Here is a 12,847-nt window from a genome sequence, read left to right on the forward strand (position 1 = left end):
AGGATGATTATCTAGTGGCATTCTGTGCTCGTCAAGTGACACAGAAACAGGAGCATCCATCCCATGCCTTTCACCCGCATCACCCTCCTCCGCGGCAAGTCGCCCGAATATCTGAAGGTCCTGTCCGATAATTTTCACCGCGCCATGGTCGAAACCTTCGACGTACCGCCCGCGGATCGCTTCCAGGCAATCCATCAGCTGGAGCCACACGAGCTGGTCTTCGACCGGACCTATCTCGTCAACGGCCAGCGCTCGGACGATTACATCTTTTTCGATATAACCATCGGCAAGCCGCGCAGCACGGAGGTCAAGAAGGCTTTCTATCGCCGGCTCGTCGAACTTCTCGGCGACGCACCAGGTGTTCGCCCCGAGGACGTCATGATTGCCGTGACATCCACGACGCGCGAGGATCTGTCCTTTGCTGATGGCATCGCGCAGATGATCGAGCAGGTCTGACAACGATGGACCAGACGACGCCTAGCCAATCGCCCGCAATCCATCGCGCCGGCACGGTCGTCCAACGCTCGCCGGATGGCATTGCCAGCGCGCCCTTCTGGGTGGAAATGCTGGTCGAAAACAGCGAGGACGGCGGCCTGACCGCGATGCGCTGCACCATCGAACCCGGCGTCATGACCCGCTGGCATACGCACCCGCACGGACAGATCCTTTACGTTCTGTCCGGCGTCGGGATCGCCGAACGCCATGGCGGTCCCGCTGAGGAACTGCGCGCCGGCGATTGCATCACCTTCGCGCCGAACGAACGCCATCGGCACGGTGCGGCACCGGAAAGCACCTTCGCCTATATCAGCATCCAGGCGGCGCAGGATGGTAGCGCCGTGACCTGGCTGGAGGAATGACGATGATCGCCATGCAATACAACTTCTCCCTGCCCGCGGATTACGACATGGCGATCATCGACCGCCGTATCCGCGACAAAGGCCCCTTGCTCGACAACCTGCCGGGCCTGAAATTCAAGGCCTATCTCACCGCCAGGAGAGGCGATGCGGTAACGGCGAGCCGGGAAAATCTCTATGCGCCCTTCTATATCTGGCAAGAAGAAGAGGGTCTGAGCGACTTCATCTGCGGCCCGGGCTTCGTGGCCGTGAGCGAGAGTTTCGGCCGGCCGCAGGTAAACACCTGGATCGTCTGGCGCGCCGATACGTCATGGGACATCCGCAGTGCCCGCTTCGCCACGCGCGAGGTGGTCGCAATCGAACCGCACGTGCCGCTTGCCGAGCTTCGCCAGCAAGAGAGTGATGCGGCCTCTGTGGCGATATCGCTGGGAAACGCCCTCGCCTCAATCGTCGCCTTCGAGCCGACACATTGGACGCTGGTGCGCTTCCGGCTGCTGGCCGAGCCGCCCGCGGAGGCATCGCGACCAGGCGTCCAGGCCTATAATGTCGGCCATCTTTCCCTGCCAAGCGCGAGCTGAAGTGTCACGGAGACAATCTCCCTGTTCCAAAGGGAAGCGGGGAGCTTTATGGATGGCGGGTCTTTCTTACAGCAGAAGAGTGATCCCTCCATGGTCGATATTGCTATGATCGAAGCCGCCCGCGTTCGTCTCGGCGGCCGCGCCCGGCGCACGCCGCTTCTCTCCTCGCCTTTCCTCGACGAGATCGCCGGACGCCGACTGTTCGTGAAGGCGGAATGCCTGCAGCATTCCGGATCCTTCAAGTTTCGCGGCGGCTGGTCGGCGGTATCTGCACTGGAGCCATCGGTGCGCGCCAGGGGCGTCATCGCCTTCTCGTCCGGCAACCATGCCCAGGGTGTGGCGCTGGCCGCACGGCTGCACGGCATTCCCGCCGTCATCGTCATGCCGACGGATGCTCCCAGGCTGAAGATCGCCAATACCCGTGCCTTCGGCGCCGAGGTCGTGCTCTATGATCGGATCAAGGAAGACCGGGACGAAATCGGCGCACGCCTCTCGAAGGAGCGCGGCCTGACGTTGATCAAGCCCTTCGACGAACCGCAGGTCATCGCCGGCCAGGGAACGACCGGTCTCGAAATCGCCGAGCAGGCCGCCGAGGAAGGCATCGAGGTCGCGAGCGTGCTCGTCCCTTGCGGCGGCGGCGGTTTGACGTCGGGTATCGCGCTGGCACTCGAATCCCGCGCGCCAAGCTTCAAGGTCCGCCCCTGCGAACCGGAGAATTTCGATGATACCACCCGCTCGCTGGCATCGGGCAAAATCGAGCGCAACGCCGCGCTGCAAGGCTCGATCTGCGACGCCATCATCACGCCGCAGCCGGGCAATATCACCTTTCCGATCCTGAAGCGCCTCTGCGGCGCCGGCCTTGTCGTCACGGACGAAGAAGCGCAAAAGGCCATGGCGCTTGCTTTCACACGCCTGAAGATCGTCGTGGAGCCAGGCGGCGCCGTCGCGCTGGCCGCTGCCCTCTTTCATGGCAAGGATATCGACGGCGATGTCGTAATCGCCGTCACCTCGGGCGGCAATGTCGATACCGAGGTGTTCGAGGCGGCTCTCAGCCGGCGCTAAACCCTCAATTTACAGCACGGCGATAAAGCGCCAGCGAACCGGCCAAAGCCAGAAGCGCGCCGCCACAGGCGCGCTCGAGCCACTTCGCTCCCTCCGACTTCAGCACCCGTACGGCCTGCGAGCCGAAAACTGCATAGCCGAACATGATCGCGAAATCGAGCGCGGCGAAGATGGCGCCAAGGATCATATACTGCTGCATCTGTGGCGCAGCGGGATCGATGAATTGCGGCAGGAAGGCCGAGAAGAACAGATAGCCCTTGGGATTGGTCACCGCGACCATGAAGCTCTTCATGCCGATCGCAAAGGCCGTTCCTCTCGGCTGGTTTGCACTTGCCTGCAAGGTCCCGTCGATCGTCCCCTTCGAGCGAAGCATCATGATGCCGAGAAAGGCGAGATAGGCCGCGCCGACCCATTTCAGGGTTGAAAACCAAAACTCCGAGGCAGCAAGCAATGCACCGAGGCCTACGGCAACGGCGCTGATCAGAACCGCGTCGGAAAGAACAGCACCGACCATGCCCGGCAAGGCGCGTCGCACCCCAAACCGGGTGCCGTTCGTCAGCGCCAGAAGCACGGTCGGGCCTGGCGTCACGATACCGATGAAGGAGACGGCGGCGAAGGCTAGCAGCGTGGTGAGATGCATGATTTCCTCCCCTTTAAGAGGGGAAGGTTGCATGTGGTGCGGCCCTTATCAAGGGGTTGCTTGAAAGAGACTTTCGGTCTGCCGCGCCTGCAACTGCACGCTCCACAAACTCGGCTACCGACGGCGGTAGCCTTCAGCTCGTTAACTACTCCACCAATCCCGCATCCTTGGCAGCCAGCGCGCCGATCGCCGACCAGTCGAGCTCCTCGCCGCCATGGGCAAGCAAGGTCAGGAACCGGTCGCGCAGCAGGCTCGCAAGCGGCAGCGGCACATTCAGCGCCTCGCCGGCGGCCAATGCCAGCCGGATATCCTTCTGGCCGAGCGGCGCGGTGAAGCCGGCGGGCTTGAACTTGCGGTCGGCAATCAGCCCGCCATAGGTCTTGTAGACAGGCGCGTTAAACAGCGTCGACGTCAGCAGATCGAGGTAGGCATGCCTGTCGACGCCACCCTTCTCGACCAGCGCCATGGCCTCCCCAAGCGACTCGATGACCGAGGCGATGAGGAAATTGCCGCTGAGCTTGACGAGATTGGCAGCCTTCGGCTCTTCGCCAAGAACGAAGGTGCGCTGACCGATGGCCTCGAAAAGCGGCGTGACCACCTCTATGGCATCGGGTGAGCCGGCGGCGGCAACAAACAATTTCGCCGCGGCTGCGGCTTCCGGCCTGCCGAAAACCGGCGCGGCAACAAAGCGCTGACCGGCTGCGGCATGTTCTTTCGTCAGCCGCTCGGACATGCCGACGCTGATCGTGCTTGCGGAGATATGGACGGCTCCCTTGCCCAGGTTCGCCAACACGCCACCATCGCCATAAACGACGGCCGAGAGCGCATCGTCGTGGGCAAGCATCGTAAAGACGGCTTCACCGCCACAGGCATCCTCGACCGTCGCAGCGACCTTCGCGCCTTCCCCGGCCAAAGCCTCGGCCTTGTCCCGCGAGCGGTTATAAACCGTCACCTCATGGCCAGCCGTCAAAAGATTGGCTGCCATGGCGCTGCCCATCTGCCCTAATCCGATAAATCCGACTTTCATTGGCATATCTCCTTATCAATCTGCCTGCCTTGGGGTGATTGCAGGCAATTTGGCTTCAAGAAAAAACCCGCCGTCTTGCGACAGCGGGTTTCGGATGTTTCAGGTGCTGCCGTGATCGGATGCCGGCGATCACACGCCGGACTGGCCGTCCGAACCGATATAGGCAATGCGCAGCATGTTGGTGGCGCCGGGCGTGCCGAGCGGCACGCCGGCCGAAATGATGATGCGGTCGCCAGGCTTGCCGAAGCCTTCTTCGGCAACGATGCGGCAGGCATTGTTGACCATATCGTCGAGATCGGTCGCGTCATGGGTGACGACGCAGTGCATGCCCCAGACCACGGAGAGGCGGCGGGCAGTCTGGATGATCGGCGACAGCGCCAGGATCGGAACCTGCGGGCGCTCGCGCGAGGCGCGCAAACCGGTGGTGCCGGACGACGTGTAACAGACGATGGCGGCGAGCTTCAGCGTTTCGGCGATCTGGCGGGCGGCGAGCGAGATCGCATCGGCGCCGGTCGCTTCCGGCTGGGCGCGCTGGGCGTAGATGATACCCGGATAATGCGGTTCGCGCTCGATGGTGCGGGCGATGGAAGCCATCGTCGACACGGCTTCGACAGGATAATCACCGGATGCGGATTCGGCCGAGAGCATGACGGCATCGGCACCTTCGAAGACGGCCGTTGCAACGTCGGAAACTTCGGCGCGGGTCGGAACCGGCGAGGAGATCATGGATTCCAGCATCTGCGTCGCGACGACCACAGGTTTGCCGGAGCGGCGGCAGGCGCGGATCAGCTGTTTCTGGATGCCTGGAACGGCTTCGAGCGGCATTTCGACGCCGAGGTCGCCGCGTGCCACCATCAGTGCGTCCGAAAGCTCGATGATTTCCTCGATGCGCTCGACAGCCTGCGGCTTTTCGATCTTCGACATCAGGCCGACGCGGCCATGCGAGATCTTGCGCACTTCCGTCAGGTCTTCCGGGCGTTGGATGAACGACAAGGCAACCCAGTCGACTTCGTTGGTGGCGAGAACAGCGTCGAGGTCGATACGGTCCTTCTCGGTCAAAGCGCCGACGCCAAGCAGCGTATCGGGCAGGCTGACGCCCTTGCGGTCGGAAATCTTCGTGCCGGAAATGACGGTCGTGACGATGCTCTTGCCGTCGCATTTTTCAGCGCGCAGCGCCAGCTTGCCGTCGTCGATCAGCAGGCGATGGCCGGGCTGGACCGATTCCAGGATTTCCGGGTGCGGAAGGAATACGCGAGTGTTGTCACCGGGCGTATCCTGATTGTCGAGCGTGAAGGTCTGGCCGGGCGTGAGGTCGACCTTGCCATCAGCAAACTTGCCGACGCGCAGCTTGGGACCCTGCAAGTCAGCGAGAATGCCGATCGGACGGCCGCAACGGCTCTCTACGGCGCGAATGCGCTGGATCAGCATGCGCATCACGTCATGGCTCGCATGGCTCATGTTGATACGGAATAGATCTGCGCCTGCCTCATGAAGCTTCTGGATCATCTCCTCGGAAGAAGAGGCCGGACCGAGCGTGGCGAGGATTTTGACTTTTCGGTTGCGTCTCATCAGTTCTGGCTTTCTTGGCTGCCCGGGGGCTCGGAGAGCTGAACCATCCAGCTCGCCTGGCGTCCCGTGTCGTATTCCTTGAATCCCATCTTCTGGTAGCCACGAGCGTAGCAGTCCTTCACACCTGGGATTTTAAATTCATTTTCCGCTACGCACATTTCGACGTCGCCAACCCAGCGACCGCCGCGAGCCGCGTCTTCTGCGTAGAGGTAATAATAGCGGGATTGAAGCGGTCCTTCGACCAAGGTGGCGCAGGTGGTTGCCGGAACCTGCCACCATCCCTCGGTCACCCAGCCCTCCTTCGCGCGATAACCGATCGCCACACCCACGAGATTCTGCGTACCATTACAAACGCGGAAGTCTGCATGAGCCGCACTCGGCATAAAGAAAAACGGCGCGGCGACGGCGAGGATGAGAAACGCGATTCGGGCGAGCGGCCCTGACCGCTTAACGAAACGTGGCGCTACTTGGCTGGACACGGCTTCCAATTGGCTCCCGGTTATTCGTTGTTGCGTCTTCTTGCGCCGCCATCCCATGAATGTCAACGCAACTCTAATCGATTATATTTTCTTCACGGGATGGTGACGGCACCCTGCGCCCTCTTCATCCGATCGAAGCCGCGAACCTTGCACCTTCCATCCGCGCATGCAATCAAACAAAGAGTTGAAAATATAATAAACGACAATCTTCATGACCGATTTCAAGTCTTTTGAATTCATATCCGGCAATCGTGACAAAGGCATGGTCATTCTCGGCGATCATGCCATGCGGCATCTGCCCGCGCGCTATGGCCGCCTGGGATTGCCGGAAACCGCGTTTTCCCGACACATAGCCTATGACATCGGCATCGAGGGTCTTTGCCGTCATCTCTGTCAAAAGCTGGACGTACCGGGCGTCCTCGGCGGCTTTTCCCGCCTGCTGATCGATCCGAACCGCGGTGAGGACGACCCGACCCTGATCATGAAAATCTCCGACGGCGCGATCATTCCAGGCAATCATCCGATCACGGACGAAGAATGGAACTACCGCATCGAGGCTTTCCATCGGCCCTATCACCGCGCCGTCGACGAGACGATCACGTCGGTGGCCGAGGCGACCGGCAAGGCACCGCTGGTGCTGTCGATGCATTCCTTCACACCCGCCTGGAAGGGCGTCGCGAGACCCTGGCATGCGAGCGTGCTCTGGGACAGCGACGATCGCGCCGTCACCCCGCTTCTTGCAAAGCTCGGCGCCGATACCAATCTCGTTATTGGCGACAACGAACCCTACGACGGCGCATTGCGGAACGATACCATGTTCCGCCATTGCATGATGACCGGTATTCCGCATGCTTTGCTGGAGGTCCGCCAGGATCTGATCGGCGATGAGGCCGGTATCGTCGAATGGGCCGATCGGCTGGCACGGATCTTTGCCGAGATGAATGCCGATCCGGCGCTGCACGAATACAAGCGATATCAGTCGCGCACTGGTCCTTACGAGGCATGACGCAGCGAGCGAATCGAGGAGAAAAGAGATGAGCGCACTCACCAAGGAACAGCAGACGGAACTCGAAGCCGCCGCCTTCCGCCACCTCGTGGCGCACTTACGCGAACGCAGCGACGTTCAGAATATCGACCTGATGAACCTCGCCGGCTTCTGCCGCAATTGCCTCTCCAACTGGTACCGCGAAGCGGCCGAAGAAGCGGGCCTTCCCGTCAGCAAGGACGAGTCGCGCGAGATGGTCTACGGCATGCCTTATGAGGACTGGAAAAAGCTGCATCAAAACGAAGCCTCGGCTGTGCAAAAATCAGCTTTTGAGCAGAACAAGCCGAAAGAATAACACCGCTTTGGCCAAGACGGCTTGACCTTCAGCTCCATTCGCGGCAGTTCAACTGCCCTATCGAATTCGAAATCCCGCGCAAGCCCTGAAGCGAAGTGCCCTATCGGTGACCTACCGATCCCATTCGCGACCGGCTTCGAGCGACCCTTTAGGACCCTTTAGGAGAAGTGCATGGAAGAGAACAGCGTCGAGAACGTGGCCGCGGCGGAACTGCGTCAATTCATCGAACGGATCGAACGCCTGGAAGAAGAAAAGGCCGCGATCGGCTCGGACATCAAGGATGTGATGGGCGAAGCCAAGGGACGCGGCTACGACACCAAGGCGATCCGCACCATCATCCGCCTTCGCAAGAAGGACGCGAACGAGCGGCTGGAGGAAGAATCGATCCTGCAGACCTACATGGCCGCACTCGGCATGGAATGATCAGGGCTGGTTTCAGCCTGGTGATATGATTTTGGAGCCGGCTTGCCGGCTCCAATGCTTTTTAGGCACACGGATCGCGAAATGCAGCGGCTCTATTGCGTAAAAAGACGGTCGATCAGCGCGGCAGTGCTTCCCTGCCAAAGATCGCCCTTGCCGGTTCCGGCCCAGAGGGACAGGAAGTCGGCCGATCCTTTCGCCGTCGATGCGCCCCGAATATCCCGCGTGAACTTGTTCTGCGCCGGAAAGGGGAGAATGGCTGCGCCCTTCGTCTCCATTTCATTCATGAAGCGATTTTCGAGGCCGCGGGCAAAACGACCGGAAAAGGCGCGTGTCGTCCGCGTCCTGCGCTCCGATGTTTCCAGAAGTCTGGCGCGATAGGGCGCCGATGTTCCGGCTTCCGTGCAGGTAAGGAAGGCGGTGCCCATCTGCACCGCTTGCGCCCCCGCCTGCAGGGCCACGCGGATATCGCCCGCCGTCATGATGCCGCCGGCTGCGATCAGCGGCACGCGGATCTTTCCGACGCTTTGTGCCAGAAGGTCGCGAAGCCCGATTTCTGGGTCCGGAGCATGGGCATCGAATATGCCCCGATGTCCACCGGCCTCGAAGCCCTGCAGCGTGATCGCGTCGACGCCGCTGTCTTCGAGCGCCCTCGCCTCCGCGAGCGTCGTCGCAGTGCCAATCAGCGGAATCCCGGCCTTCCTTGCCTCCCGGACATGATCGGCAGATAGCAATCCGAAGACGAAGCTGAAACATGCAGGCTTTACCCGCAGCACGGCTTCGAACTGCGCGTCGAAATCCTCTTCGTAAGGGGCGCTAAGCTGCGGCGCAGGCAGCTCCAGCTCCGCGCGATAGTGCGCCGTCGCAGCTGCCGCTCGCTCGACCTGATCCGCGCCGACTTCGGGTATTGAATGAGGAATGAACAGGTTGATGGCGAACGGCTTGTCGGTTTGCTGGCGCACCTGGGCGGCAAATGCCTCGATGGCTGCCGCGTTGTAATAAGCGCCTCCCATGGCCCCAAGCGCTCCCGCAGCGGAAGCGGCCGCGACGAGTTCCGGCGACGAAGGACCGCCCGCCATCGGCGCGACGATCAGCGGATGCTTCAATCCGAGTTTGTGAAAAAGATTGCTGTCCATAGGAGCAGACATGTCCATCTTCCTTTCAGCTATGCCCGTTTGAGTCTCAATCCAACATAGGCATCGCACGGCGGTTTGTTAGGAGCGGCCAAGCACCGCGATGCGGGCCTCGAGCACGGACATCATATCGAGCCGGCCGTTGCCGAGCTCGACACTTGCCACCACAGCCGCGCCTGCTGCCCGCAGCGGATCGGCCGCCGCCGGCGAGCGGTTCCACACGGCGAGCCTCGTCCCGGCCCCTGCAAGATTGAGTGCCATCGGCTGGCCCATGACGCCGAGACCGACAAAGCCGCTCCCCTCGCCTCGCTCGGCGCCGGGATGTTCGCTTGCGTTGGTCACCGTAGCGACTCCGATGTTTCGGGTGATTATGCGGTCTCACATGTCAGGGCTCGGCGGAATTCCTTCTCCCGCCGAGTATCGATCCAGGGCCTGCTCAGAGCTCGGCACGGATCATGCGGCTACTCCGGCGGCTCAGAACAGCCGGTCCAGCCACTCATGCTTGTCAGGCGCCCGACCGAACTGGATGTCCGTCAGTGCCGCCTTCAGGCGCAGCGTTACAGGGCCGGCATTGCCGTCGCCGATGGTGAAGCCGTGACTGCGGCCCTTCAGCTTGCCGATCGGCGTCACCACCGCTGCAGTACCGCAGGCAAAGGCTTCGCGCAGGCGCCCGCTCTCGGCATCCGCCTGCCATTGATCGATGGCATAAGGCTCCTCGCGAACTGTCAGGCCCATGTCGCGACCGAGCTTGATCAGCGAGTCGCGCGTGATGCCCGGCAGGATCGTGCCGGTCAGCGGCGGCGTCTGCAGCGAACCATCGTCGAAGACGAAGAAGATGTTCATGCCGCCGAGCTCTTCGATCCAGCGCTTTTCGACAGCATCGAGGAAGACGACCTGCTCGCACCCTTCACGCTGGCCTTCGGCGAGCGCGGAAAGGCTTGCGGCGTAATTGCCGCCGCACTTGGCAGCACCGGTGCCGCCAGGGGCCGCACGGGTGAAATTCTCGGAAAGCCAAAGCGTGACAGCCGACGCGCCGCCCTTGAAATAGGAGGCGACCGGGGAGGCAATGACGCAATAGAGATAGTCGGTCGCGGGCCTTGTGCCGAGCGCGGCCTCCGAGCCGATCATGAATGGCCGGAGATAGAGCGACGCGCCCTCGGCGGTCGGGATCCAGTCACGATCGATCTTGACCAGCTCACGCACGGATTCGACGAACAGATCCTCGGGCAAGGTCGGCATGGCCAGCCGCTCGGCCGAATTGTGGAAACGTCGCGCGTTGGCGCTGGGGCGGAAAAGTGCCGCTCCGCCATCGGGCAGATGGTAGGCCTTCATGCCTTCGAAGATTTCCTGCGCATAGTGAAGCACCACGGTCGCGGGATCGAGAGCCAGCGCCTTGCGCGGCTCGATCTTGGCGCTGTGCCAACCGCGATCCTGCGAATAGCGGATCGTCGCCATGTGATCGGTGAATATGCGTCCAAAGCCCGGATTCTGCAGCAGGGTCTCCCGCTCGCTAGCCGTTGCTGGGCTTGGATTTTTCTGAATGTCGAACGTTAATGCGTCGCCGTTACTCATGGCTCCTCCAATGCTTCATTTGTCGCGACTTTCGCCGCCCATCTCCCGAGAGAAAACCTAAACCAAATCGGGTGGTATTTGATTGCGTTTACGCCTGTTGCCGCGCAAGTTTAAGAGCGCTTCGCATAAATTTGCGAGACGAATCGTTATTTTTCGCTCCGAAGCACCTTATCCCTTCTATCAAGCGGGGATCACAATGCTTTCGCGACCGCTTCGGCCGCGACAACCCCACTTTCATAGGCGCCGTGCGCGGTCGAATATCGCGTCCGCGAGCAGGCCTCCCCGGCAAAGAACAGACGATCGTTGCAGGGCGCGGCCAGAACGCCGCGCAGATCCGAAGCACCGGGTGTCGCATAGGAATAGGAACCGCCGACAAAGGGTTCGCTCGCCCAGGCTGACATGACGAGAGGCGATAGTTTGGCACCGACATCCGCACCGAAAACGCGCTTCAACTGCTCCACAGAGAAGGCGAAGGCGGCTTCCATGCCCTCCCGTTCGAGATCAAGCGCGAGATCGGCGGCAAAATAGGCTTCGATGACAGGCGCGCCGAACGGCCTCAACTGATAAGCACCCGTGCGCCGGCTCTCCCGCGACCCCATGACATGCGTATCCTCCGGAAACATGCCAGGTTCGGACACATGGATGAAAAGCTTGTCCGCCAATCCGAGAGGCAGGCGCGAGGCCGCTTCGATCTTCTCCGGAAGCGGCGGCCGGAAATCGATCCGCTCGGCGGCCAGGACATTGGTGGAGACAGCCACGATAGCAGCCCTCGCCTTCAGCTCGCCCTTGCCCGTCGAAAGCACGACATGGCCAGCGCCGCTGTGGTCGATACGGCTGACTTCTACGCCGAGAATGGTCGGCACGGGTAGGCCATAGGTGGCCACAAGCGTGCCGTAGCCCTGCCGCACGCGCCAGTCGGGGCCGGGACCGGGATCGTAGCGTCCGAGATCGATCACCGAAGACTTGGGCAGTTCCGCCCCGGTCATAAACGCGCCGACCGCATAAAGCCGCTCGATCCACGGATCATCAGGCGCGAGCATGGTCGAGAGATCCGCGTCGGCAACGCCTTCATAGGCGTCGACGCGTTCGAAGAATTCGGCAACGGCCTCTGCCGCTGCCTTCACCCCTGGCTCCTTGCCTTCCAGCTGCCGGCTACCGTCGCTCCAGGGTGCGGGCGTGCGATCGACCGTCAGGCCGATCTCCTCGGTAATCTTTGTCCAGGGATTGGTACGCGCGCCGTGCAGCCAGCCGCAGCCGAGATCGAGCCCTGCTCCTTCAGCGCCGAAGGGATGGATCGTTCGCGCGCGACCGCCGACACGATCGGAGGCTTCGAGCAGCACGATCGAAAGGTCGGGGCGAAGCGATTGCAGCCGCCGGGCAGCTCCCACGCCGGCGGCGCCTGCGCCGATAATGGCAACGTCGACATCGCCACCCCGCCAGGATTCGATGGGCATTCCATTTCCTTTTCGCACAATCACCAGAAGGCGAACCGGCTGCAGGACGATGCACGACGCAGAGCCCCGCCCGTTAGTCGGCTCAGACTTTCCAACCAATCTGTAGCTGACCTTCGCGCGGCATGTAAACGGGCACTGCAGCGGCCATACCAAATTGCCGCATTGAGCTGCGGCGGCGAATGTCGTAGGTGCTTTGGAAAATGATGGGGAGAACCGTGCGGAAGCGAAGCTTTGGGACAACGCAATGGCTGGTGCGCATTCTTTGCGCCGTCGCATTGCTGTCCGTCGGCTTCGCCCATCGTCCGGCTGCTTCCAGCACCGCGGAACCGAGCCCCGTCGAGCTTGCCCAATACCGCCTGCCTGATGGTACCCTGCCCGTCCTCTGCGTCACCGAAAAGACGCCTGACGGCAAGGAGCATAGCAAGGCCTATATGCCGGGATGCGAGGCATGCCGCATTTCCGCCGCCGCCCTGCTTCCCGCGCCGCCGATCGATATCTGCGAACATCTCGCTTTTGTCGGAGGGGATGTCATCGTCGCGAAAGACGAGGTGTTCCGCCGGCAACTCTATCCGCCAAATAGCGGCCCACGCGCTCCCCCTGCTCTCCAAGCCCTTGCCTGAGTCTGCGTTGCGGCCAATGCCGTAACGCTTGTCGTCAACGGCGGCCGAACCACGCACGAGAGCTGCTCGTGCCGGCTGCGGGTGAGATGTCCCCTTGCA

At 61.8% G+C, this 12,847-nt stretch carries 16 protein-coding genes; 8 read left to right on the forward strand and 8 right to left on the reverse strand.

The window, feature by feature from the left end; translation table 11 throughout:
- Window positions 1-63 precede the first annotated feature (63 nt).
- The 4 genes from AB8B29_RS12860 (at window position 64) to AB8B29_RS12875 (ending at window position 2,494) form a co-directional block, all read left to right on the forward strand.
- Complete coding sequence (locus AB8B29_RS12860) at window positions 64-456, forward strand: tautomerase family protein (RefSeq protein ID WP_037196427.1); 393 nt, start codon at window positions 64-66, stop codon at window positions 454-456.
- A gap of 5 nt (window positions 457-461) precedes the next feature.
- Window positions 462-857 (forward strand): cupin domain-containing protein, encoded by a 396-nt coding sequence (locus tag AB8B29_RS12865; RefSeq protein WP_047638957.1) that lies wholly within the window; start codon window positions 462-464, stop codon window positions 855-857.
- 2 nt (window positions 858-859) lie between these two features.
- Window positions 860-1,432 carry a DUF4865 family protein gene (locus tag AB8B29_RS12870; RefSeq protein ID WP_113118533.1) on the forward strand — a complete coding sequence of 191 codons (573 nt, stop codon included), beginning with the start codon at window positions 860-862 and terminating at the stop codon, window positions 1,430-1,432.
- A gap of 90 nt (window positions 1,433-1,522) precedes the next feature.
- Window positions 1,523-2,494: a threonine ammonia-lyase gene (locus AB8B29_RS12875; protein WP_037196595.1), complete on the forward strand. Its 972-nt coding sequence runs from the start codon at window positions 1,523-1,525 to the stop codon at window positions 2,492-2,494.
- A 4-nt stretch (window positions 2,495-2,498) separates the two neighbouring features.
- Here AB8B29_RS12875 and AB8B29_RS12880 read toward each other — a convergent pair whose 3' ends face one another.
- From AB8B29_RS12880 to AB8B29_RS12895, 4 genes are all read right to left on the reverse strand, one after another.
- On the reverse strand, window positions 2,499-3,134 hold the full coding sequence (locus tag AB8B29_RS12880) for a LysE family translocator (RefSeq protein ID WP_113118534.1): 636 nt from the start codon (window positions 3,132-3,134) through the stop codon (window positions 2,499-2,501).
- 145 nt (window positions 3,135-3,279) lie between these two features.
- Window positions 3,280-4,161, reverse strand: coding sequence for an NAD(P)-dependent oxidoreductase (locus AB8B29_RS12885; protein WP_037196420.1), 882 nt, complete (start codon window positions 4,159-4,161; stop codon window positions 3,280-3,282).
- Between the two features lie 129 nt (window positions 4,162-4,290).
- Window positions 4,291-5,730, reverse strand: coding sequence for a pyruvate kinase (pyk, locus tag AB8B29_RS12890; RefSeq protein ID WP_047555350.1), 1,440 nt, complete (start codon window positions 5,728-5,730; stop codon window positions 4,291-4,293).
- Window positions 5,730-6,218: a DUF1036 domain-containing protein gene (locus AB8B29_RS12895; RefSeq protein WP_037196594.1), complete on the reverse strand. Its 489-nt coding sequence runs from the start codon at window positions 6,216-6,218 to the stop codon at window positions 5,730-5,732. The genes pyk and AB8B29_RS12895 overlap by 1 nt, the downstream gene beginning before the upstream one ends.
- 202 nt (window positions 6,219-6,420) lie before the next feature.
- On the opposite strand from AB8B29_RS12895, the gene AB8B29_RS12900 reads away from it, so the two are divergent.
- From AB8B29_RS12900 to AB8B29_RS12910, 3 genes are all read left to right on the forward strand, one after another.
- Window positions 6,421-7,215 carry an N-formylglutamate amidohydrolase gene (locus tag AB8B29_RS12900; RefSeq protein ID WP_113118536.1) on the forward strand — a complete coding sequence of 265 codons (795 nt, stop codon included), beginning with the start codon at window positions 6,421-6,423 and terminating at the stop codon, window positions 7,213-7,215.
- 28 nt (window positions 7,216-7,243) lie between these two features.
- Entirely contained in the window at window positions 7,244-7,549 is a 306-nt protein-coding gene (locus tag AB8B29_RS12905) for a DUF1244 domain-containing protein (RefSeq protein ID WP_037196416.1), read from the forward strand.
- Window positions 7,550-7,720: 171 nt separating this feature from the next.
- Window positions 7,721-7,972 carry a DUF2312 domain-containing protein gene (locus tag AB8B29_RS12910; protein WP_015341059.1) on the forward strand — a complete coding sequence of 84 codons (252 nt, stop codon included), beginning with the start codon at window positions 7,721-7,723 and terminating at the stop codon, window positions 7,970-7,972.
- Between the two features lie 92 nt (window positions 7,973-8,064).
- Here the strand turns inward: AB8B29_RS12910 and AB8B29_RS12915 are convergent, their stop codons facing one another.
- The 4 genes from AB8B29_RS12915 to AB8B29_RS12930 form a co-directional block, all read right to left on the reverse strand.
- A complete protein-coding gene (locus AB8B29_RS12915) occupies window positions 8,065-9,117 on the reverse strand; it encodes an NAD(P)H-dependent flavin oxidoreductase (RefSeq protein WP_167669536.1) in 1,053 nt (350 codons plus the stop codon).
- Window positions 9,118-9,183: 66 nt separating this feature from the next.
- Window positions 9,184-9,444, reverse strand: coding sequence for an NAD(P)-binding domain-containing protein (locus AB8B29_RS12920; protein WP_439006553.1), 261 nt, complete (start codon window positions 9,442-9,444; stop codon window positions 9,184-9,186).
- A 132-nt stretch (window positions 9,445-9,576) separates the two neighbouring features.
- On the reverse strand, window positions 9,577-10,674 hold the full coding sequence (locus tag AB8B29_RS12925) for a branched-chain amino acid aminotransferase (protein WP_092573450.1): 1,098 nt from the start codon (window positions 10,672-10,674) through the stop codon (window positions 9,577-9,579).
- A gap of 191 nt (window positions 10,675-10,865) precedes the next feature.
- Window positions 10,866-12,128, reverse strand: coding sequence for a flavin monoamine oxidase family protein (locus AB8B29_RS12930; RefSeq protein WP_439006554.1), 1,263 nt, complete (start codon window positions 12,126-12,128; stop codon window positions 10,866-10,868).
- 203 nt (window positions 12,129-12,331) lie between these two features.
- Here AB8B29_RS12930 and AB8B29_RS12935 point away from each other — a divergent pair, with 203 nt between their 5' ends.
- Window positions 12,332-12,748, forward strand: coding sequence for a hypothetical protein (locus AB8B29_RS12935; protein ID WP_113118538.1), 417 nt, complete (start codon window positions 12,332-12,334; stop codon window positions 12,746-12,748).
- The last annotated feature ends 99 nt before the right edge of the window (window positions 12,749-12,847 follow it).

The organism is Rhizobium sp. 11_C7_N12_5 (assembly GCF_051811145.1).
GTDB classification, from domain to species: domain Bacteria; phylum Pseudomonadota; class Alphaproteobacteria; order Rhizobiales; family Rhizobiaceae; genus Rhizobium; species Rhizobium lusitanum.